The organism is bacterium, assembly GCA_016873475.1.
In the GTDB taxonomy this organism is placed as follows: Bacteria; Krumholzibacteriota; Krumholzibacteriia; order JACNKJ01; family JACNKJ01; genus VGXI01.
In genome coordinates, this window is record VGXI01000020.1 from 1 (window position 1) to 21,107 (window position 21,107).

Genomic DNA, 21,107 nt, shown 5'->3' on the forward strand with positions numbered 1-21,107 from the left:
AGCGGCAGGTCGCCGAAGAAGATGTTGAAGCTCGGCAGGTCGTTGGGGCTGTCCCGGAAGATGTCGTTCTGGAAGTCGCTGCCCGCATGGAAGACCATCACGTGGTCGTAGTCGGCGAAGCGCGGCCCCGCGGGATCGGCCTGGAAGGCGGCATCGATGCTGTCGACCGCCGTGCGGACGAAGGCCTCGAGCAGCTCGAGCGTCCAGAAGCCGCCCGCCTCGCCGGGCCCGTAGTCGGCGATGTCGGGCAGCAGGAAGAGCCCGCCCGGCGCGGGGCCGGCCGCGATGTCCCAGACCATCTCGAGTTGGCCGTAGCTCTGGATGCGGTAGAACTCGCCGAGGGCCTGCATGTGCGCGTCGAAGTAGGCGGCGTCGTGGGGCGGCGGGTCGACGCGCCTCAGCCAGTCGGGAAAGGTGTCGGTGGCCGCCATGAACTTGCCGTCCACGGGCACCGTGGTCAGGTCGGGCCGGCGGTTCTCGCGGAAGGCGAGCAGGCAGACCAGGACGCGCGCGGTGTCGGGCATCGCCGCGCGCGCCGCGTCCGCCGCCTGAACCGGGGGCGTGAGGCCCGTTCGCAGACCGGCCGTGAGCGCCTCCACCTCGGCGTAGCGCTCGGCGCGCCGCTGGGCCTGCGGATCGGCGAAGGGCGCCCGCTCGCCGCGCGCGCCGCCCAGCGGCAGCCAGCGCTCGGCGCCGGCGCCCGTGGCCAGCGCGAGCAGGGCGAGGAACAGGAGCGGCGCCGCCGGCCCCGGCGTCCGGCGCCCGCCCGGAGCTCGCACGCCTTGCCTGCTCACAGCGCCTCCCGGCTAGAAGAGCATCTCGAAGGAGAAGCGGTGGACGCGGTCCAACTCCTCCGCCTGGGGGATGTTGCCGTAGTCGAGGAAGAAGTCCTTGCCCCCCAGCTTGGTGTGGAAGCCGCCGCCGTAGGTGAAGTCGGTGATGTCACCGTCGGGATCGTGGATATAGCCGATCCGCAGGGCCATGATGTCCGTGTACTGCAGCTCGGTGCCGCCGTTGACCGTCGTCTGCCCGCCCGGAACGAGGAGCTTGTTGAAGTCGGCGCTGAGGAGGACGTGCCCGTAGTCGCCCTTGTAGACGAGGCCCGCGGCGCCGACGCGGAAGAAGCGCGGCAGCGGGTCGCTCTGCTCGGCATCGATGAAGCTGATATTCGGGCCGAAGTTGGTCAGGGCCAGGCCCGCGCTGTAGGCGCCGAAGCGGCGCAGTACGCCGAGGTCGACGGCCACCGAGCCGCCCGCGCCCTCGCCGGCCTTGTCGGGTGCCGCGTCCGCCGGAGCCAGGTCCACGCGCACGTACTTCAGGCCCAGGCCGATGGCCGTGTTCTCGTCCAGCCGCACGCCGTAGCTCAGGCCGGGGGAGAACTCGAAGCTCTTGAAGGTGCCCTCGGGATCGGGGCTGTCCGTCGTCTTCACGCTCTCGCCGTAGGAGAGGTAGATGAAGTTGATCGAGTAGGTTCCCCAGCCCTCGAGCTGCTGCACCCAGCCGGCGTACTCGTAGTAGATGTCGTCGGCGAGGTCGGGCACGAGTTGGCTGTGCATGAGGCCGAGGGTGCGTCCGCCCATGAATCCCAGCCCGGCCGGGTTCCACCAGGAGGCCGTGGCGTCGTCGGCGAGGGCGACGCCGCTCTGACCGAGGCCGTTGAAGCGGGCGCTCGGCGGGATCTGGAGGCACGCCGCACCGGCCAGGCTGGCCAGGGCGCTTCCCGCCGGCAGGGCGAGGAAGAGCAGGGTCAGCAGCGAGGCAGCGCTTCTCGAAAGGGTCCGGTTCATGCAGGTCGTCCTCCAAAAGGGTTGATTTCGCGCAATATAGCCTTCATGGCTAGCAAGGGTCAAGCCTACTCCCGCATGCGGACGAGCGCTCCCGTGACTTCGCGCCGGCGGGCTGCATTGTCCGCGTAGATCGCCTCCAGGCGGAACAGATAGGTGCCATTGGCAACCTCGTCACCGACGCCATCGCGGCCGTCCCAGTCCAGCGCGTAGCGGCCAGGCGCGGGGCAGTCCATCTCCAGGCTGCGCACGCGTCGACCGGAGAGCGTGTAGAGGTCGCAGCTGACGCGGCCCGGCGCCGTGAGCTCGAAGCTGATCGCGCAGCGCCCGCGGAAGGGATTCGGGAAGGGCTGCACGGCGACCAGGTCGGCGCGCCCCGCCTCGAAGACCTGCACGCGCAGGGTGTCGCGGCCCACGTTGCCGAGATTGTCGGCCACCGAGGCGACGAGAGTGTTGCGCCCCTCGGGCAGACCGGGCGGCAGCAGGGCGCTGACGCTGCCCTCGCTCGCGCTGCCGAGCGCGTACTGGAAGTCCGCGGTGAGGTTCTCCACCAGCTCCGCTTCGACGAACTCGACGAAGATGGCATTCTGCGGATGGGCGCCCACGAGATTGATCCCCGAGGCGGCCGCCGCCGCGACCGTGTAGGCGCTGCCGGGCGTCGCCTGCGTGGCGCCGCCGGCCAGGCTGAGCCGCACGCTCGGCGCCTCGCCGGCAGGCGGCAGGAGGCCGGGCAGCACGGGCAGCGAGTCGAGCACGCCGACGGCCTCCGCCGCAGCTCCGGCGGCCAGCGCGTAGGCGCGGATACGGCCGTAGCCGCCGAGGGCCGAGTCCGGCAGACCCGGCACGAAGCAGGGCGGCGTCTCGAAACGGCCGTCCCGAACGCTGACGCGCCCGCGGAAGATCTCCGGTCCGGCCAGGTGATAGTCCACGTGTAGCGTACCGCCGCCGTAGAGCGGCCGCTCGAAGCCGCTGGTGTCGGCCGAAGCCCGCACGCTCAGCTGGAGCTCGCCGTTGAAATCGGCCGCGAGCAGGCCTTCGCGCAGGACGCGACCGGAGAGGCCGAGGGTCTTGCCCACGGTCAGGGTGTCCCCGCGCTCAGGATCGAAGGCCACGTCGAGGCCCGGCGTCACCAGGGCGAGCGCTGGATCGCCGAGGATCGCGTAGCGCTCGTTGTTCGCGCCCTGATTCTGAGAGTAGTCGAGCTGCTGGAGGCGCACCTTCGCCCGCAGCAGGGCCGCCCCGACCGGAACGCCCGCGCCGAGGGCGCCGCCCGGGAAGACCTCTTGCAGGAAATTGCGGTTGAGCACGTTGTTGAAGCCGGCGGTCGAGAGGTCGCTCGAGGCCAGCGTGCCGATCGCGCCGCCCTGCGGGAGGCTGATCATCTCCTCGCTCATGCTCTTGCCCTGCGTGTCGTCGTACTTGCCGACGTTGCAGGAGGCGGAGACGAAGAAGAAGCGCCGCTCGGCATTGCTGAGCGAAGCGAGGCGCGTCGTCAGGAGGAGCTGCTCGTCGGAGAGCACGTCGTTGCCGCCGTGGCCGACGTAGTTGAAGATGAGAACTCCCTCGTCGAGCGCCGCGAAAAGGGTGTTCTGCGCGGCCGGCTTGAAACCCGCGTAGTCGCAGTCCCACTCGCACATGTAGAGCTTCTGGATGTCGATCGCGGCCGGGATCGCCTCGCGCACCAGCACCTCGGCCTGGCCCGTGTGGTCGATGGTGTCGATGCTGCTGCAGTTCTTCGTGTAGTCGTCGGTGGCAAGCAGGAGGCGATTGCGCCAGGGTCCGGCCGGCGCGTCGCGCTCGTAGGCGATGGCCAGATCCACCATCGTCAGCGCCGCGGCGGCGTCGCCGGCCGGCAGGCGGCCGATCGCGAGATCGGGAATCGCCAGGCGCAGCGAGTCGTCGAGGGCGTCCATGTAGGCGAAGTAGTCGTCGGTCGTGTAGGCGTAGGTCGCCTGCTCGGTGCGGAAACGGTCGCTGAGCGCCGGCACCAGCGCATTGCTGACGTCGCCGCGCACCTCGCGGCCGAGGTAGTTGCGGTAGTCGGTGCTCGCGTCGCCGAGCAGGAGGACGTAGGCGAGGCGGCTGCCGGGCGTCTCGTAGCGGTACTTGAGGAAGTTGCGCAGGGCGGCCGGGTCCTGCATGCCGCTGCCGAAGTTGGCGTAGACGTCGCTGATGCCGACGAGCTCCACCTCGCCGCTGCCCAGGAGCGGGAAGTGCGCGCGCCGCCAGTCCGCGTAGCGTGCGCCCGCGGCGAGAAAGCCGGGATCGCCGCCCGTGTCCAGCTTGCCGTCGAAGGCGACGACGATCATGTGCGGCAGGGCGTCGTGGCGCAGGGGCGCCGGACTGACGGCCAGCAGGCGCTCCGGGCTGCGATAGCTGCCGCTGGTCGCCGGATCGACGAAGAGGAGGCGCCGCCGCTGACTGGTGTCCAGACCCAGGCTGAGGCTGTCGCCCTCCCAGAGGCCTCCCGTCAGCAGGCGCGGGGCGAGCGGCGCTGTGAGGTCCCAGACCTCGGGCTCGTGCGCCCAGCCGCTGGCCGTGACGCGAGCCCGCGGCTGGCCGGTCGGCACGTGCAGTTCCAGGGGCGTCGAGGCGCGGCTGCGCGCGCGCGTCGCATAGAAGAACTCGTACCAGAGCAGCCAGCCGAAATCCTGAGCGAGGCCGAGCGGCGGATCGCGGGGCAGGCGGAGCGTGAAGCGGACCTGGCCGTCGCCCTCCAGGTCCGCCGGCAGCGGCAGGCTGCCCTCGAGCTCGGCCATGGCCAGTGCGCTCGTCAGGTAGACACTGGCATCGATGAAGCGGTGGCTGGCGTCCTGGGGGTTGGCCACGACGCCGGCGGGAGTCAGGTAGCCCTGCAGGTGGTGCGGTCCGCCCTGGCCGCCCCGCCGATCGGCATCGAAGCCGATGCGCAGGCGCGCCGGCTCGCCGGCCGCCGGCCAGGCGGTGCTCGTCTCGTCGGCGAAGCTGGCCGGCCCCGAGCCCGGGAAGAAGTAGCTCCAGGCCCAGCCGTCCTCGTGCAGCTCGTCGGCCGAGTACTCGTTGTTCTCCTCGCGACGGAGCCGGGCCGGGAAGACGCTGAGCGCGGTTTCGTCGCCCTGGGGCGCCGCGGCGAGCGCGCTCACGCGGGCGCCGGCGGCGCCGCCCCAGGTGAGATAGTAGGTCGCCCAGTTCGTGTAGGGGTTGCGGTGGGTGGCCTCGAAGTCGGCCCCGGCGACGGACTCGTCGCGCCAGCCGTCGGCGCCGGGCAGGTAGGCGATCAGCTCCGTCGCGGGCCCGAGGCTGTCGCCGCCCTTGACGAGCAGGGGCAGCTCGGTGAACTGCCAGCCGCGCTCCCAGCTGCCGCCGGGCCAGGAGAGCCGAAAGGGCTGCGGCCGGCCGCCGCTGCCCAGCAGGCGCAGGCTCGCCAGGCTGCTGCCAGGCGAGAGGCCGGCGCTGACCAGGTCGGTGTAGCGCAGGCGATAGAGGCCGGCGAAGCGCACGTCCAGGCGCAGCCAGCGCCCGCTGCCGTCGAAGAGCTCGTCGGCCTCGCGCGCGGCAGCGGCCGGGGGCGCCGCAGGCAGGGCCTCCGGATTGACGACCAGACCCGCGAGCAGGGGATCGAGCTCCCCGCCGGCGCTCGCTGCCGGGGAGCTGCCCGTGAAGACCAGCCGCAGCTCCGCCTCTCGCCAGGCGGAGGCCGGCGGCAGGAAACGCAGCCGGCCGACGCGCTGCCGGCGAAAGAGCCCCGGCTCCCCCAGCTCGACGTGGGCGGCCGCCGGCGCTTCCGCGCCGTCGATCCTGAGCGCTTCCGCCCGCCAGGCGCCCGCGGCCGGCAGGGCGACGACCAGCTCCACCGGGTCCCGGCCGCCGCCGGGCGGAACCCCGATCAGCAGGCGCCCGCCGCCCGCGACCGGCTCCCAGCGGGCGCCGGGCAGGGCCAGCGCGACCGCCGGCAGGACCAGGAGGCCGAAGAGAAGGCTGAGGCGGCCGGTCGGTTCAAGGCGTCGCATCCAGGCTCCTGGCGCTTTCGGGAAGGAGATCGGGGATGCCGTCCACGATCGGGTAGAGCACGCGGCAGGCCTCGCAGGCCAGGCCGGCGCTCTCGGGCCGGTAGCTCAGGCCCTGGCGGCAGCGTGGACAGGCGAGGATCTCCAGGAGTTCCCGGTCGAATTCCATGCGCGTGCTCCCTGGCCGAGGGCCCTGCCGCAGGACGGGCAGACCGACGCCGATCGCCGCCGCTTCTCGCGGCGATTCTTAGAGGAGACAGGGGAGTCGGGCAAGCCCGAAAACGGAACCCCGCTGGGGGCGCAGTGACTGGTCCCCCTAGAATAGGCGCTCAGGCCGCCGGAATCAAGCCGGACCCTGCTCGCGGAAGACCCCCATGCGGGCGAACTTGGCCACCCGCTCCTCGACGAGCTGGGCCGCCGGACGGGCCTGCAGGGCCAGCAGCTCCTCGACCAGCACGCGGCCGAGCAGGATGGCCATCCCGTCCGGATCCCGGTGGGCGCCGCCCTGCGGCTCGGCGACGATCCGGTCGATGACGCCCAGCTCGGCCAGGTCGCGGCTCGTCAGGCGCAGGGCTTCGGCGGCCTCCTGCCGGGCGCCCGCGTCCTTCCAGAGGATGGACGCGCAGCCCTCCGGGCTGATCACGGCGTAGACGGCGTGCTCGAGCATCAGCACGCGATCCCCCACCGCGAGGGCGAGGGCGCCGCCGCTGCCGCCCTCGCCGGTGATGACGGCGACGATGGGCGTGGGCAGGAGGGCCATCTCGCGCAGACTCCGGGCGATGGCCTCGGCCTGGCCGCGCTCCTCGGCGCCGATGCCCGGGTAAGCGCCCGGCGTGTCGACGAAGGTGAGCACCGGCCGGCCGTAGCGGGCGGCCAGCTCCATCAGGCGCAGGGCCTTGCGGTAGCCCTCGGGGTTGGGCATCCCGAAGTTGCGCCGGATGCTCTCCTTCGTCTCGCGGCCCTTCTGGTGGCCGATGACCATCACCGGCAGGCCCTGCAGCTCGGCCATCCCGCCGACGATGGCCGGATCGTCCCTGTAGAGGCGATCGCCGTGCAACTCGACGAAGTCGGTGAAGATGCGGCTGAGGTAGTCGAGGGTGTAGGGCCGCGCCGGATGGCGGGCCAGCTGCACCTGCTGCCAGCGCGTCAGGTTGCCGTAGATCTGCTCCCGCAGCTTGGCCGCCTTGGCCTCGAGCCGCTCGAGCTCCTCGTCCATCTCGACGCCCTGCCCGCCCGCGAAGGCGCGCATGTCCTCGATCTGGCTCTCCAGCTCGGCCAGCGGCTTCTCGAAGTCCAGATAGGGTCCGCGCATCTGGGGCCTCTCCGCTTCAGAAACTGCCTTCGTAGCTGATCTCGAACTGCCGGTCCACCGAATCGGGGCGGCCGGCCCGCTCGCCGTAGGGCACGCGGTAGTTCGCGAGCAGGTCGCGCAGGAAGAACTTGAACTGCACGCCGCCGACCACATTCCAGCGCAGCCCGGCGTCCAGCCAGCCCAGGCCGCGCCCGTAGCGCGCCGCCGGTTCCTCGTCCGCGCGGTCGTTGAGGCCGACCGCGTAGTCGAGGATGAGGGCGAAGTTCCCCCCGTAATCCTGCTCCAGGCCGGCGAAGAAGTCCAGGGAGGACTCGTCCTTGTCCTCGGTGCTGTAGTTGAAGCCGCCCGAGGTCGCCACGTCCGTGCCGAGCGGGCCGTACCAGTTCCGCGTGGCGACGAAGTAGAAGCCCTTGCTCTTGCGCTCGTAGCGCTCGAGCGCCTCGTCCCAGGGCCCCCATCCCTGGTTGTCGAAGCCGATCAGGAGGGCCGGCAGCGCGCGCTCCTCGGCGAGGAGGAGGCGCAGGGAGAGCGCCGTGCGGTCGTTGAATTCCACCTCGCCGCGGCCGAAGAGGCCCCGCATCCCCCAGCAGACGCCGACCTCGAGGCGGTCCTTGATGCCGACGAAGGTGCCGGCAGCCAGCGAGCCGCCGTGCATCAGACGGCCCTCGATCCGGTAGGCGCCGTGGCCGAGCACCACGGCGGTCGGACTGTCGACCAGGCGGCGGGAGCGCAGGAGGACCTCGCTCCCGCTCGCCGCGCGGTCCGCTGGCTCGTCGGCGACGGCCACCTCTTCCCAGCCGATGCCGCTGTCTTCCTGGGCCGCCAGCGGCGCCGCCGCCAGCAGGGCGGCCAGCGCGAGGACACAGCGTCGCATGCCTTTCCCCTCCCTTCGGGCTAGGGCAGGAACTTCTCCGTGTGCGCCAGCTTGCGCGGCAGGTACTCGTCGATCACGTAGTTGAGCCCGTGCTTGGCCAGGGCCTGCTGCTCCGCGCGCACGCCCATGCCGATCATCTGCGTGATCGCCTTCTGCCAGGCCTTGTAGTGCTGGACGAAGGGATCGTTCTTCAGGGCGTCCTTGGCGCGCTTGATGTCGACGTCCTTGAGCGGGTGCGTCGGCAGCTCGTAGTCGATGATGTCCTGGGGCGTGATGCCCAGGAAGCGCGCCTGGGGCACGCAGAAGTACTCGTTCAGGTGCGCCGCGTTGCCGCTGCCCACCTTCAGCGTGCGGTAGATGTTGCTGATCCCGTAGGGGTCGCCGTCGACGAACACGTAGACGGGCAGGCCCTTCTCGTCGGCGAGACGGCGGATGAAGCGGCGGCAGGCCCGCGTGGGCACGCCCCCCATGCTGACCAGGATGCAGCGCGCCGTCTGCCAGTAGCCGTGCTTGACCAGGCGCTGGAACATGCCGGCCGTCTCGATGGCGAGGATGAAGGTCGCCTTCGTCTCGAAGCCCAGGTGCTCGACGCTGTTGGGAATCGAGTAGGCGCCGCTGCCGAACTTGGTGCAGTCGATGCGCAGCTGTCTGCCGCTGGCCGGGTCGCGGTCGATCACGACGAGGGCGCCGGCCACCTCGCCGCCCTTCTCCTCGGGGATGAAGCCGAGCTGTTCGCGGTTGACGCCGAAGAGGGCCTCGACGTCGTCCATCACGGTGTCGCTCTCGGGCTGCTCGAGGAAGCGCGCCTCGCCCCAGTTCTTGGAGACGTAGTAGGCCTCTCGCTTGGTCGCGATGTCATTGGCATCGACCAGCTGCTTCGACAGGGCCATCATCTTGAGCGTCTGCGCGAAGGCTTTGACGGTGCCGACCGTGAGCGTGCGCTCCTTGCGGGCGGTCTTCATCGTGAAGTGGCCGCGGGTGGCGTCGTAGCGCACGTTGGCCAGGCTGCGCACGGGAAAGCGCAGGCTCGGCTTGTCGCCGGCCGCCGCGCTCTTCTCGACCAGGCTCGCCTGCTCCTTGATCTTCTTGACGACGCTGCTGGCGGCCACGGCCTACACCTTTCGGCTGCGTTCGAGGGTGTCGCTCAGGCGCTCGACGACCAGGCGCTCGCGCGCCTCGCTGAGGCCGAGGATCTCGCGCAGCGCCTCGCCGATGTGGGGAATGTAGCTCTTGATGTAGTCGGACTTCTGGCGCGCCTCGGCCAGGCGCTTGCCGCGACGGATGTGCTGGCCGAGCTGGCGGCCGCAATCCTGGAGAGCCAGCCTGATCTCGCGCAGGATCTCCGGGTAGCTCGCCACGGCTTCCTTGCTCTCGCTCGTGAAGGGCACCCAGGCGCTGGCGATGTGGACGCTGATCGCGAGCGGGCCCGTCGGCAGCGCGCCCTTGGCCTGGGCGAGCCCATAGTTCTTCCAGCCCGCGGCGATCACGCTCTTGGTGATCGCGCAGGCGCCCTGCTGGTACTGGAGCGGCACGCGGTTGGCGTAGCGGTTGAGGACGGCCAGCTCGTCGGCCGGCATGCCGGCCACGCCCCAGGCCAGGGCCGCCTCGACGAGGAAGGGATTGCCGCGGTAGACGGCGGGCCTCCGGCTCACGGCCGTGAAGAACTCGGCGGCGACGACTTTGCGCAGGCCGGCCTCCAGCTCGACGGCGCCGATCGGCGAGAGGCAGTTGGTCGGCGGCGCCATGATCTTGGTGCCGGCGATGCCGTGCAGGAGCTGCTCGGCCTGGTCGCGGCCGAGGCTGCCGGGCTTGGCCTGCGGCCGCAGCATGGCCCGCTCGACGATCTCGTCGGCCACCTTGGCGCCGACGCGGCTGAACTCCTCCTGCAGGAAGCCGTGCAGCGAGCGGCTCTTCGTGGCCTCGAGCATGCTCATCAGGATGCCGAGCTCGACGCCGTAGGGGTGCGGCTTGATCGCCTGCGCCTCGTGGGGCAGCGCCTCCGTCACCCGCGGGTAGTGGAACTCCTCGCCGCCCGGATCGCGGTAGGACAGTTCGAGGTGCGGGTTGGCGACGGCGGTGAGGGCGAGGTAGTCGTCCACGCTGCGGCGGCCGCGCTTGTGGACGGCCGCGAGCTCGATTTCGACGCGCGTGCCGTGCGGCGATTCCCAGTCCACCACCTCGTCGAGGGTGATGATCGGCTCGTTCTTCTGCGTGTTGATCCGCACCTCGAAGCGGTGGGCGGCGGCCTTGGGCGCGGTGCGGCTCGTGATGCGCACGGGCTTGCCCGTGGTGAGCTGGCCGTACATGCCCGCCGCGCTGATGCCGATGCCCTGCTGGCCGCGGCTCTGCTTGAGGGTGTGGAACTTCGAGCCGTAGAGCAGCTTGCCGAAGATCCTCGGGATCTGGGCGCGGACGATGCCCGGTCCGTTGTCCTCGACGGCGATGCGGAAGCGCTCCTCGGCGACCGGGACCACCTCGACGCGGATCGCCGGCAGGATGCCCGCCTCCTCGCAGGCGTCCAGGCTGTTGTCGACGGCCTCCTTGATCGTCGTCAGCAGGGCCTTGCTCGGGTTGTCGAAGCCGAGCAGGTGGCGGTTCTTCGTGAAGAACTCGCTGATCGAGATCTCGCGCTGCTTCTTGGCCTGCTCTTCTGCGCTGCCGCTCGCGCGGCGCTGGCCGGCGGCGCCGGCCCCCCGCTCGCTGCCGCCGCGCGCGCCGCCCTTGCCCCGCCGGGTAGGGGCGGCCGGAACGCCGGCGGCCGGCGCGTTCTGCGCAGTCGCCGGGGGTAGGACGGCGGGCGCCGCGGCGGTCGCCGTACCCGTCTCGCCGCCGGCGAAGAGGTCGAAGGTACTCGTCTCGCTGCGTTTGCGCGTGGCCATGGGGCTCCCGGGGCTGCGGAGGGGACGGCGCGGGCGGCAGTCTAGCGAAGGCCCGCGCGGGCCGTCAAAGGAAAGCTGGGCGCCGGCTGGTGTCAACCAAGGTGTCGGCCGGACATGGCAACGTGTTGCGTGCGGGCGATTTGCAGGATGCCCGGCGAAGCGCTGCAAGAGGCGAGCCGCGGCTCGCGCCCTTCGGTGAGCGGCGGGGGCACCTCAGCTCTCCCCTCGCCGGATCGGCGGCGATCTGCTAGGCTGCCCGGCGTCGCGGGCGGGACCCGGGACGACGGCAAGGAGGGGCGGGCATGCGGAGAACCTGGGCGGATCTGGGCGGGCGCCGCGGCGAGCGAGGCACCGACGGCTCTCGGCGCGGGGGGCTCGCGCTCCTCTTGCTTGCGGCAGCCGCGGCGACGGCTCCGGCCGCCCCGCTGGCCGGGCACTGGGAGGGCGCCATCGAGCTGCCCGGCCTCTCCCTCACGATCCGCGTCGACTTCGTGGAGGGCGAGGGCGGCACCTGGAGCGGCAGCATCGACATCCCGCAGCAGGGCGCTGCGGGCCTGCCCCTCGGGGACATCGCCGTGGCTGCGGACTCGGTGGCCTTCGCGATGCCGGGCATCCCCGGCGACCCCCGTTTCAGCGGCCGCTTTGCCGATGCGGGCATCGCCGGCACCTTCACCCAGAACGGCCGGAGCTTCCCCTTCCACTTGGGCCGCGAGACGGCGCCCGGCCCTGTCCGCCCCCAGGAACCCGCGCCGCCCTTCCCCTATCGGAGCGAGGAGCTGAGCTTCGCGAGCGGCGAGATTCGCCTCGCCGGCACGCTGACCCTCCCCGCGGGCGAGGGCCCCTTCCCCGCGGCGCTCCTGGTGAGCGGCAGCGGGCCGCAGAACCGCGACGAGGAAGTCTTCGGCCACAAGCCCTTCCTCGTGATCGCCGACTACCTCACCCGCGCGGGGATCGCCGTGCTGCGCGTGGACGATCGCGGCGTCGGCGGCTCCGGCGGCAGTCTCGGCGAAGCGACGACCGCCGAGCTCGCCGAGGACGCCCTGGCCGCCGTGCGCACCCTGCGCGCGCGGCCGGAAATCGCCAGCGCGCGGGTCGGGATCATCGGGCACAGCGAGGGCGGCTTGATCGGCCCTCTGGCGGCTGCGCGTTCGCAGGAGGTCGCCTTCGTCGTGATGCTGGCCGGTCCAGGCGTGCCGGGCGGCGAGGTGCTGCGCCTGCAGTCCGCGCGCATCCTGGCCGCCTCGGGGGCGACGGAGGCCGAGATCCAGGCGCAGAGCGAAGCAATGGCGGCGATGCTCGCGCTCATCGAAGCGGAGGCGGACAGTGCGGCGCTGCGGGCGAAGATCGAGGAACTAGCCGCAGCCCAGGTCGCGGCGCTGCCCGACTCCCTGCGCCCCACGGGTGAAGAGGTCGAGTCGCAGCTCGAGCAGCAGCTCGCCGCGATGAACCAGCCCTGGTTCCGCTATTTCATCACCTACGATCCGCGGCCCGCCCTGCGGCAGCTCAGGGTGCCGGTGCTCGCGCTGATCGGCGAGCACGACCTCCAGGTGCCGCCCGACCAGAACCTGCCGGCGATCGAGCAGGCCCTGCGCGAGGGCGGCAACCGCGACGCCGAGGTGCGCGAGCTGCCCGGCCTGAACCACCTCTTCCAGCCGAGCGAGACCGGCAATCCCGCCGAGTACGCCACCATCGAGACGACCTTCGCGCCGGCGGCGCTGGCGGCCTTGAGCGATTGGCTCCGGGCGCGCTTCGGCGCGCCCTGAGCGCGCGGACGAGCGGCCAGCGACCGGGGCGCCGGCCACGCGGCGCTTGAATCTCTCGCCGCCATGAGGAGAACCGGGGCATGACACTCGATCCGCAGACCCGGCCCACCGGCATCCGCGCCCCCCTCCCGGGGACTCCGGGCGTCGCCGTCGCCATGGGCGGCGGCCTGCCCTTCGGTGTCATCGCCCTCGGCCTGCTCAAGCTCCTCGAGGAGAAGGGCGTCGCCCTCAAGGCCCTGGCCGGCACCAGCCTGGGCGCCATCGTCGGCGCCTGCTACCTGCGCCACGGCAGCGCCGAGAAGGTCGAGGACCTGCTCGCGGACTTCTTCGCGCAGCTGCACCCGCGCTACCTGCTCGTGCGCGACTTCCGTTTCTTCCAGCCCGGTCTGCTCACCGGGCGCAGCGTGATCGGCCAGATCCGCGAGCTGCTCGGCGGCGACTTCCTTCTCGAGGAAGCGCCGATCCCCTTCTTCATCAACGCGACGGACCTGCTGCGCGGCACCGACGTCGTGATCCGCGAGGGCTCGGCGCTGGAGGCGATCCGCGGCAGCATCGCGATGCCGGGCATCTTCGTCCCCCACAAGTGGGGCGACACCTACCTGGTCGACGGCGCGATGACCTGCCCCGTGCCCTCGCCCTTTCTCGAGCGCGAGGGCTGGTCGCCGGTGATCCCCGTGCGCGGCCTGCGCACCCTGCCCGACGACGCCGAAGTGGAGAAGGAGCGCGCCCGCCTCGAGAAGGAGCACCTGTTGCAGATCGGCCTCGCGCCGAGCATCATCTACGTGCTCTGGCGGGCGATGGGCCTGATCCAGCAGGACGACTTCGCGCGGCGGATCATGGCGCAGAACCCGCTCAGCGTGGCGCCCAGCATCAGCCTCGAACTCGGCGGCGACTTCCAGAAGGTGCGCGAGATGGTCCAGCTCGGCTACGACGCGGCGCTCGCGAAGTGGCCGGCGATCGAGCACGCGCTGGCGGCGAACGGCGCTCAGGCCTGAAGGCCAGCCAGGCGCCCCGTCGCGAAGGCGGCCTGGAAGTTGTAGCCGCCAATCGGGCCGTCCACGTCCAGCAACTCCCCGCAGATGAAGAGCCCCGGCACGCGGCGCGAGGCCATGCTGCGCGGATCCACTTCGTCCAGGGGAATGCCACCGCGCGTGACCTCGGCCTTGGCGAAGCCGAGCGTGCCGGCGACCGGCAGGCGCAGCGCCTTGACCGCGACGACGAGCCGCGCGCGCCCCGCGCGGTCGAGCGCGGCGGCGGGGCCCGTGGCGCCCGCCTGTTCGGCGAGGGCGCGGCGCAGGCGCTCGGGCAGGCTCTCCGGCAGCAGAGTCCAGGCCGCGCGGCGGCCGCTCTCGGCGATCCCCGCGCGGATCGCGGCGTCCAGCGCCTCGCGACCGAGCGGCGGCGCGAAGTCGAGCGCGAGCGTGCAGCCCGCACCCGCCGCTTCCACCCAGCCGGAGACGTCCATCGGCCCCGGCCCCGACAGGCCCTGGTGCGTGAAGAGCAGCGGCCGGTGCCGGCGCACGAGAACGCGGCCGGCGGCGTCGGCGAGCGCGAGGCCGCAGTCCTCCACGCTGAGCCCGGCCAGGGCCCGCACCCAGGGCGCCTCGATACACAAGGGCGCGAGCGCGGGCAGCGTCGGCGTGACCGTGTGGCCCAGCGCGGCGGCGAACCGGTAGCCGTCGCCGGTCGTCCCCATCTGCGGGTAGCTGCGGCCGCCGCTGGCGAGGATTGCGCGGCTTGCGGTGAGCGGCCCCGCGGGCGTCTCGGCAAGGAAGCCTTCGCGCTCGCGGCGCAGCGCCGTCACCGGCCGGCCGCAGTGGAGCGCCACGCCCGCGGCCTCGGCGCGCCGCAGGAGCGCGGCGAGCACGTCGGCCGCGCGATCCGACACCGGGAAGACCTTTTCGAGCGCTTCCGCCTTGAGCGGCACGCCGGCCGCCTCGAGCTCGGCGCGCAGGGCCGCGGGCGGATAGGCGCGCAGCGCGTGGCGCAGCCAGCGGCCGGCGGCGGCGCCGTAGGCGGCCTCGAGGGCGGGGCCCGTCACCGTGGTCGTCAGGTTGCAGCGCCCGCCGCCGCTCACCAGGATCTTCGCGCCGGGACGCCGGTTCTTCTCCACGAGGATGACCCTGCGCCCGCGCTCCGCGGCGCAGCGCGCGGCGAGCAACCCCGCGGCGCCGGCGCCCACGACGAGCAGGTCGCAGTCCGCCGCCATCCCCGGCTCAGCGCCGCGCCCAGTTGGCGCGCCCGTTGCCGTTGCCGCCCTTGCCGCGCTCGCTGACGCGCGGAAAGGGCCGGCCTTCGAAGCGGCAGCGGAAGCGCTCGCGGTTCTCGCGCAGGAAGTCCTGCAGCCAGGGTCCCGGCTCGACCTTGAGGCCCCGGCACTTGATCACGACCGGCTGGCCGCCCTCCCCCGCCAGGTGGAAGAAGACCTCCTGCGGCCCCGGGTGCGCGCGCAGTTCGCGCTCGAGCTGGGCCACCCAGTCCGGCGCGAAACCGGCGCTGAAGTGCAGGTGCATCTTGCCCGGCCAGGCGCCGAGCGCCTCGTCGACGGTGTAGGCGCGGTCGAGCAGGAGCTTCGCCTCGCCGGACTCCTGCAGGCTCGTCTTGCCCTCGAAGCCGAGGATGGCGTCCACCGCGAGCTGGCGCCCGCACAGCTCGTAGACCGAGCCGAAGACGACCACCTCGTAGCTGCCGAGGAAGTCCTCGACCGTGAGGAAGGCCATCGGGCGCTCCTTGCTGTCCAACTTCTGTTTGAGCGCGGTGACGATGCCCAGCGTCCGCACCTCGCTGCGGTCGGGGCAATCCTTGAGGCTCTCGGCGTTCTGCAGGGGCAGGGCGAGGATCGTCGGCCGCAGGGCGTCCAGCGGGTGCCCGGAGACGAAGAAGCCGAGCACCTCCTTCTCCTTGGCGAGGCGCTCGCGCGGCTCCCACTCGGGGAGCTTCCCCACCTTCTTGCGCACGCGCTGGACTTCCTCGGCGCCGAGGGCGGCGAGCAGGTTCATCTGCCCGGCCTCGCGCTCCTTCTGGCGGCTCGCGCTGGCCGCCATCGCCTCCTCGAGAGCCGCGAAGAGGCTCGCGCGGCCCGGGCCGAGGGCGTCCAGGGCGCCGGCCATGATCAGGCTCTCGAGCACCTTCCTGTTCACCTTGCGCAGGTCCAGCGCCTCGCAGAAGGCGTAGAGATCGGTCAGGGCCTCCGGCGTCTCGCGCCGGGCGCGCACGATCTCCTCGATCGCGCCGTGGCCGACGTTCTTCACGGCGCCCAGCCCGAAGTAGATGCGCCCCTCGTGCACGCGGAACTCGTCGTGGCTGATGCGCACGTCCGGCGGCACCACCTCGATGTCGTGGTTGCGGCACTCGTTCATGAAGACGACGATGCGGTCCGTCGCGTTCATCTCCGAGCTCATGCAGGCGGCCAGGTACTCGGCCGGATGGTGCGCCTTCAGGTAGGCCGTCTGCATGCTGATCATCGCGTAGGCCGCCGAGTGGCTCTTGTTGAAGCCGTAGCCGGCGAAGTAGGCGAGCAGGTCGAAGATCTCCGTCGCCTTGGCCTCCGCGTAGCCGCGCTCGGCGGCGCCGGCGACGAAGAGCCGCTTCTGCTCGGCCATCGCCTCGGCCTTCTTCTTGCCCATCGCGCGGCGGAGCACGTCGGCCTGGCCGAGCGTGAAACCGGCCATCCGCGAGGCGATCTGCATCACCTGTTCCTGGTAGACGATGGCGCCGTAGGTCTCGGCGAGGATCGGCTCCAGGTCCGGGTGCGGGTAGGCGATCGGGGTGCGCCCGCGCTTGCGGTCGATGAAGTCGTCGACCATGCCGCCGCCGATCGGACCCGGCCGGAAGAGCGCGTTCGTCGCGACGATGTCGTTGAACTCGGTGGGCTGGAGCCGGCGCAGGATGTCGCGCATGCCGGCGCTCTCGAGCTGGAAGGTGCCGACCGTGTCGGCCGCGCGCAGCAGCTCGAAGCTGAGCGGGTCGTCCAGCGGGATGTCCCGCGCCGCCAGGCGTTCCGCCGGCGGGCGCCCCTCGTTGATGAAGCGCAGAGCGTCCTCGATCACGGTCAGCGTGCGCAGGCCGAGGAAGTCCATCTTCAGCAGGCCGATGGCCTCGCACATCGCCATGTCGTACTGCGTGGTGACTTCGCCCTTGTTGTTCAGGTAGAGCGGCACGTGCTCGACGAGCGGATCGGGCGTGATGATCACGCCCGCCGCGTGCGTGCTCGCGTGGCGGGTGAGGCCCTCGAGCGTGAGCGCGTACCTGATGAGATCGGCGGTGGGCCAGGGTTCGTTCGTCGCCGCGAGCGCCGCCAGGTCGGCGTTCTGCTTGAGCGCCTGCTCGAGCGTGACGCCCAGCGTGTCGGGCACGAGCTTGGCGACCTTGTCCACCTCGCCGAAGGGGATCTTGAGCACGCGGCCGACGTCGCGGACCACGGCGCGCGCCTTCATCGTCCCGTAGGTGATGATCTGGCAGACGTTCGCCTTGCCGTACTTGGCCGTGACGTAGTCGATCACCTCGCCGCGGCGCACGTAGTCGAAGTCGATGTCGATGTCCGGCAGCGAGACGCGCTCCGGGTTGAGGAAGCGCTCGAAGAGGAGCCCGTGCGCGAGCGGGTCGATGTCCGTGATCCCCAGCGCGTAGCAGACCAGGCTGCCGGCGGCCGAGCCGCGGCCGGGGCCGACGGCGATCCCGCGTTCCTTGGCGGCGTGGATGAAGTCGCGCGTGATGAGGAAGTAGCCCGGAAAGCCCATGCGCCCGATGATGTCCAGCTCGTAGTCGAGGCGCTCGCGCTGGGCGGGCGTGGGCTCGCCGTAACGCGCCGCGAGGCCGGCGCGAGCGAGGTCGGCCAGGTAGCGATCCGCGTTCGGGTAGTCCTCCGGCAGCGGGAAATCGGGCAGGCAGCTGGCGCCCAGCGGCAGCTCGAGCCGGCAGGCCTCGGCGATGGCGAGCGTCGCGTCCAGGGCCTCCGGCAGGTCCGCGAAGCGCTCGCTCATCTCCTCGGCGGTCTTGAGGTAGAGCTCCTCGCTGCCGATGTGGAAGTGGTTGTCGTCGATGTCCCCGCCGGTGTTGATGCACAGGAGCACCTCGTGCGCCTTGTGGTCCCCGCGCTCCAGGTAGTGGCAGTCGTTGGTGGCGACCAGCGGCAGGCCGGTGCGCCGCGCGAGGTCCACGGCGCGCTCGCGGATCACGTCCTCCTCGGCGAGCCCGTGGTGCTGGATCTCCAGGTAGAAGTTGCCCGGCCCGAAGATGGCCGCCAGTTCGCGGGCGCTGCGCTCGGCCTCGGCCAGGTTGCCGGCGGCGAGCAGCCGGTTCACCTCGCCCGACATGCAGGCGCTGGTGGCGATGAGCCCCCGGCTGTGCGCCCGCAGCAGCTCCCGGTCCAGGCGCGGTTTGTAGTAGAAGCCTTCGAGGTAGGCGTAGCTGGAGAGCTTGACCAGGTTCTTGTAGCCCTCCAGGTCCTTGACCAGGAGCAGCAGGTGGTTGATCTCGGTCTGGCCGCGCCCACCCCCGCGGGCGCGGCGGTCGCCCCGGGTCGTGTAGGCCTCCAGCCCGAGAATGGGCCGGATCCCGGCCGCCTGCGCGGCCAGGTAGAAATGGATCGCCCCGAAGAGGTTGCCGTGGTCGGTCAGGGCCAGGGCTGGCATCCCGTACTCGACGGCCCGCGCCACCAGCTTCTTGATCGGAATCGCCCCGTCCAGCAGGCTGAAGTCGCTGTGGTTGTGCAGGTGGACGAAGGGGCGGCTGGCCATCGGGCGGGGCTTCCTTTCGGCGGCGGAGGCTCTCCCCACTCTAGCCGCTCGCGCCCCGCGGCGCCAGGGCCGGCCGCCGGCCCGGCCGACTCCGGCCGGCTGCCGCTTTCGTATTGCGGAGGCGCCGGCCCTGTGCTAAGTTATGCCGCCTCAGCGAATTGTCCGCCTCCGCCTGGAGCGGCACGCACGCATCCCCCGTCAGCCGTCTTCGCCGGAGCGCAGGGAGGGGCCTTCCATGTTGAGCCAGATGCGCCAGGGGCAGTTCATCAAGACCATCCTCTGGATCGTCGTCGTCACCTTCATTGCCACGATGATCTTCGTCTGGGGCGCCGATCTCCAGGGCGCTGGCTGTGGCAACCGAGCTCCCCAGGGCCAGCAGTGGGCCGGCAAGGTGGGCGATCGCGGCCTCAGCCTGGCCGAGTACGACCGCCGGCTGCGCCAGGCGGTCAGCCAACTCGCCCAGGGCCGCGAACCCGGCCAGGTGATCAGCGAGGACGAGCGCCTGCGCGTCGCCGATCAGGTCTTCGAGCAGATGGTCAGCGAGCTGCTCTTCCAAATGGAGATCGAGCGCCTGGGTCTCAAGCCCAGCGACGAGGAGATCGGCGACGTCCTCGTCTCCGACCCGCCGGAGATCCTCGTCCAGCAGTTCCGCGACCAGAACGGCAACTTCGACCGCAACGCCTACAAACTGGCGCTCCAGAATCCGAGCATCGACTGGAAGCCCTTCGAGGACTACGTTCGCGCCAGCCTGCCGGCCGAGCGCCTGCAGCAGATGCTGATGAGCGCCGTCCACGTCGGCGAGGGCGACGTGAGGCAGGAGTACGAGCGCCGCTTCCGCAAGCTGACCGTGCTCTACGCGGGCCAGGCCTGGCGCGAGGTGAAGCTCGACACGGAGACCCCCACCGACGAGGTGCTGCGCGCCCACTTCGAGCAGCATCAGGACAAGTTCAAGCTCGAGGAGCGCTACCGCATCGAGGCCGTGCGCATCTCCCGGGCACCCAGCGCGGCCGATGAGGCCTACGTCCGCGGGCGCCTCGAGGCCCTGCGCCAGGAGATCGTCGGCGGCGGCCGGCCTTTCGAGCAGATGGCCAAGGAGTGGAGCCAGGATCTCGCCAACGCCGAGCTGGGCGGCGACCTCGGCTGGTTCGGCCGCGGCCGCATGGATCCCGCCTTCGAGACGGCGGCCTTCGCGCTCACCGAAGGCGCGGTCAGCCAGCCCGTGCGCAGCAGCTTCGGCTACCACCTGATCAAGGTGGACGGCAAGCGCCGCGAGACGGGCGCCGAGGAGGTCTCGGCGCGGCACATCCTGCTGCGCGTCGAGCCCAGCTACGCCACCCTCGACAGCCTGAACGCCCTCAGCGATTCGCTCTACACGAAGGCCGAGGCCGGCAAGTCCCTCGGCGCCGCCGCCCGCGCGCTGGGTCTGGCGGTGGTCAGCCCGCCGCCCTTCGGCAAGCGCGAGTCCATCGCCGGCTTGGGCTTCAACAGCGCCGTCAAGGCCAAGGTGGAGCGGCTGAAGGCGGGCCAGATCAGCCGCGCCTTCCAGGCCCGCGACGCCGACTACCTCGTGCAGCTCCTCGAGCTGCTGCCGGCCGGCGTCGGCGACTTTGCCGGCCGGCGCGAGGAGGTCCTGCGCGTCTGGCGCGAGGATCGGCAGCGCCAGGTCGCGCGCCAGCAGGCGACCGCGCTCAAGACCGCCATCGACAGTGGCCGCAGCCTGCGCGACGCCGCCGCCCAGCTCGGGCTGGCCGCCGTGCAGAGCGAGCCCTTCAGCCGGCGCGACTACGTGCCCGGCGTCGGCCGCGAGGGCGCCTTCCAGATCGCGGCCTCCCTGCTCAACCCGGGGCAGGTGAGCGGCGTCATCGAGGCCCAGGAGGGCGCCTACGTCCTCCAGGTCCTGGAGAAGCCGGCCTCCGACAAGCAGAACCTGGCGACGGAGACGCCGCGCATTCGCGAGCGCCTGCTCAGCGCCGCGCAGCAGCGCTACTTCATGAGCTGGATGGAGGGGCTCAAGAAGCGCTTCCCGGTCGAGGATTACCGGGACCGCTACTACAACTAGCCCCCGCGGGGGCCCTCACCTGGCGAGGCGGATCCGGCGGCGCCCGGGTCCGCCTCTTCGTTTGCGCTCGGCTGCGCCTGTGCGCCCGTCGGGGCGGCCTCGGCGGCCGGTCCTGCCGCGGCCTCCGCCCGCACGCGCGCGAGTTCGGCCTCGGCGTCGCGGTAGGGCGCCTCGGCGGCGGCCGGCGGCGGCGGCAGGGGCAAGCCCGACTCGCGATGGCGCGCGCCGGCCAGCGGCCGCTCGGCAGTCGGGGTCGCCGGCGGCTCGAGATTGCTGTAGAGCTCGCGCTTCAGCTCGCGGTTCGCGTCGCGCAGCTTGTTGTTGATCTGCCCGATCTGGCGGGCGATCTCCGGCAGACGGCGCGGGCCGAGCAGCACGAGGGCGGCGCCGAGGATGAGCAGCAGCTCGCTGCCGCCGATATCGATCAGCGCTACCATGACCACTTGAGGAGCTGGATCATCACCACGATGCCGACCGCCGACAGCAGATTGAAGGTGAGACTGAAGCCGAAGGTGAAGCTGAAGACCAGCAGGTCCACCGTGAAGGGCGTCAGCGTGAAGCTCTTGGCGTAGGTGAGCACATCGCGGGGCACGCCGTCCGGCAGGACGAGGCCCAGCAGCTCGCCCAGCAGGGTCCCCACGGCGATGCCGAGGAGGATGCTGAGCACGATCGTGCGGAAGGACTTCCGATGAAGGGCCATCGCCTCACCTCG

Annotated in this window: 15 protein-coding genes; 3 read left to right on the plus strand and 12 right to left on the minus strand. The window is 71.6% G+C overall.

Going from position 1 to position 21,107, the window contains the following annotated elements; all coding sequences use genetic code 11:
• From FJ251_03260 to FJ251_03295, 8 genes are all read right to left on the minus strand, one after another.
• Window positions 1-779: hypothetical protein (locus tag FJ251_03260; GenBank protein MBM4116747.1), on the minus strand; the 779-nt coding region annotated here is incomplete at its 3' end.
• 27 nt (window positions 780-806) lie between these two features.
• The gene (locus FJ251_03265; GenBank protein ID MBM4116748.1) at window positions 807-1,787 is read right to left on the minus strand and encodes a PorV/PorQ family protein; all 981 of its coding nucleotides are present in this window, start codon (window positions 1,785-1,787) and stop codon (window positions 807-809) included.
• A 65-nt stretch (window positions 1,788-1,852) separates the two neighbouring features.
• Complete coding sequence (locus tag FJ251_03270; GenBank protein MBM4116749.1) at window positions 1,853-5,773, minus strand: hypothetical protein; 3,921 nt, start codon at window positions 5,771-5,773, stop codon at window positions 1,853-1,855.
• Window positions 5,760-5,939, minus strand: coding sequence for a Trm112 family protein (locus FJ251_03275; GenBank protein MBM4116750.1), 180 nt, complete (start codon window positions 5,937-5,939; stop codon window positions 5,760-5,762). Before FJ251_03275 ends, FJ251_03270 begins: the two co-directional genes overlap by 14 nt.
• Before the next feature lie 174 nt (window positions 5,940-6,113).
• Window positions 6,114-7,082 carry an acetyl-CoA carboxylase carboxyltransferase subunit alpha gene (locus tag FJ251_03280; GenBank protein ID MBM4116751.1) on the minus strand — a complete coding sequence of 323 codons (969 nt, stop codon included), beginning with the start codon at window positions 7,080-7,082 and terminating at the stop codon, window positions 6,114-6,116.
• Window positions 7,083-7,098: 16 nt separating this feature from the next.
• A complete protein-coding gene (locus FJ251_03285; GenBank protein MBM4116752.1) occupies window positions 7,099-7,956 on the minus strand; it encodes a hypothetical protein in 858 nt (285 codons plus the stop codon).
• A gap of 20 nt (window positions 7,957-7,976) precedes the next feature.
• The gene (locus FJ251_03290; GenBank protein ID MBM4116753.1) at window positions 7,977-8,918 is read right to left on the minus strand and encodes a DNA topoisomerase VI; all 942 of its coding nucleotides are present in this window, start codon (window positions 8,916-8,918) and stop codon (window positions 7,977-7,979) included.
• A 150-nt stretch (window positions 8,919-9,068) separates the two neighbouring features.
• The gene (locus tag FJ251_03295; GenBank protein ID MBM4116754.1) at window positions 9,069-10,580 is read right to left on the minus strand and encodes a DNA topoisomerase VI subunit B; all 1,512 of its coding nucleotides are present in this window, start codon (window positions 10,578-10,580) and stop codon (window positions 9,069-9,071) included.
• Between the two features lie 557 nt (window positions 10,581-11,137).
• Between FJ251_03295 and FJ251_03300 the strand changes: the two genes are divergently transcribed.
• Together FJ251_03300 and FJ251_03305 are read left to right on the plus strand one after the other, a co-directional pair.
• The gene (locus FJ251_03300) at window positions 11,138-12,598 is read left to right on the plus strand and encodes an alpha/beta hydrolase (protein MBM4116755.1); all 1,461 of its coding nucleotides are present in this window, start codon (window positions 11,138-11,140) and stop codon (window positions 12,596-12,598) included.
• Window positions 12,599-12,678: 80 nt separating this feature from the next.
• Window positions 12,679-13,593 carry a hypothetical protein gene (locus tag FJ251_03305; protein MBM4116756.1) on the plus strand — a complete coding sequence of 305 codons (915 nt, stop codon included), beginning with the start codon at window positions 12,679-12,681 and terminating at the stop codon, window positions 13,591-13,593.
• Here FJ251_03305 and FJ251_03310 read toward each other — a convergent pair.
• Together FJ251_03310 and dnaE are read right to left on the minus strand one after the other, a co-directional pair.
• Window positions 13,584-14,807: an aminoacetone oxidase family FAD-binding enzyme gene (locus FJ251_03310; protein ID MBM4116757.1), complete on the minus strand. Its 1,224-nt coding sequence runs from the start codon at window positions 14,805-14,807 to the stop codon at window positions 13,584-13,586. The two genes, FJ251_03305 and FJ251_03310, sit on opposite strands and share 10 nt — an antisense overlap.
• A 7-nt stretch (window positions 14,808-14,814) precedes the next feature.
• Window positions 14,815-18,336, minus strand: a complete 3,522-nt coding sequence (dnaE, locus tag FJ251_03315) for a DNA polymerase III subunit alpha (GenBank protein ID MBM4116758.1) — start codon at window positions 18,334-18,336, stop codon at window positions 14,815-14,817.
• Window positions 18,337-18,478: 142 nt separating this feature from the next.
• On the opposite strand from dnaE, the gene FJ251_03320 reads away from it, so the two are divergent.
• The gene (locus tag FJ251_03320) at window positions 18,479-20,395 is read left to right on the plus strand and encodes a hypothetical protein (protein MBM4116759.1); all 1,917 of its coding nucleotides are present in this window, start codon (window positions 18,479-18,481) and stop codon (window positions 20,393-20,395) included.
• On the opposite strand, the gene FJ251_03325 is transcribed toward FJ251_03320, so the two are convergent.
• Both FJ251_03325 and FJ251_03330 read right to left on the minus strand, forming a co-directional pair.
• Complete coding sequence (locus FJ251_03325; protein ID MBM4116760.1) at window positions 20,392-20,832, minus strand: twin-arginine translocase TatA/TatE family subunit; 441 nt, start codon at window positions 20,830-20,832, stop codon at window positions 20,392-20,394. The two genes, FJ251_03320 and FJ251_03325, sit on opposite strands and share 4 nt — an antisense overlap.
• A complete protein-coding gene (locus FJ251_03330; GenBank protein ID MBM4116761.1) occupies window positions 20,826-21,095 on the minus strand; it encodes a DUF4321 domain-containing protein in 270 nt (89 codons plus the stop codon). Before FJ251_03330 ends, FJ251_03325 begins: the two co-directional genes overlap by 7 nt.
• Window positions 21,096-21,107 lie beyond the last annotated feature (12 nt).

Coding starts and splice junctions, on each gene's coding strand:
- FJ251_03265 (MBM4116748.1), bottom strand. CDS start 1,787: ATGAACCGGACCCTTTCGAGAAGCGCTGCCTCGCTGCTGACCCTGCTC.
- FJ251_03270 (MBM4116749.1), bottom strand. CDS start 5,773: ATGCGACGCCTTGAACCGACCGGCCGCCTCAGCCTTCTCTTCGGCCTC.
- FJ251_03275 (MBM4116750.1), bottom strand. CDS start 5,939: ATGGAATTCGACCGGGAACTCCTGGAGATCCTCGCCTGTCCACGCTGC.
- FJ251_03280 (MBM4116751.1), bottom strand. CDS start 7,082: ATGCGCGGACCCTATCTGGACTTCGAGAAGCCGCTGGCCGAGCTGGAG.
- FJ251_03285 (MBM4116752.1), bottom strand. CDS start 7,956: ATGCGACGCTGTGTCCTCGCGCTGGCCGCCCTGCTGGCGGCGGCGCCG.
- FJ251_03290 (MBM4116753.1), bottom strand. CDS start 8,918: ATGAAGACCGCCCGCAAGGAGCGCACGCTCACGGTCGGCACCGTCAAA.
- FJ251_03300 (MBM4116755.1), top strand. CDS start 11,138: ATGCGGAGAACCTGGGCGGATCTGGGCGGGCGCCGCGGCGAGCGAGGC.
- FJ251_03305 (MBM4116756.1), top strand. CDS start 12,679: ATGACACTCGATCCGCAGACCCGGCCCACCGGCATCCGCGCCCCCCTC.
- FJ251_03310 (MBM4116757.1), bottom strand. CDS start 14,807: ATGGCGGCGGACTGCGACCTGCTCGTCGTGGGCGCCGGCGCCGCGGGG.
- dnaE (MBM4116758.1), bottom strand. CDS start 18,336: ATGGCCAGCCGCCCCTTCGTCCACCTGCACAACCACAGCGACTTCAGC.
- FJ251_03320 (MBM4116759.1), top strand. CDS start 18,479: ATGCCGCCTCAGCGAATTGTCCGCCTCCGCCTGGAGCGGCACGCACGC.
- FJ251_03325 (MBM4116760.1), bottom strand. CDS start 20,832: ATGGTAGCGCTGATCGATATCGGCGGCAGCGAGCTGCTGCTCATCCTC.
- FJ251_03330 (MBM4116761.1), bottom strand. CDS start 21,095: ATGGCCCTTCATCGGAAGTCCTTCCGCACGATCGTGCTCAGCATCCTC.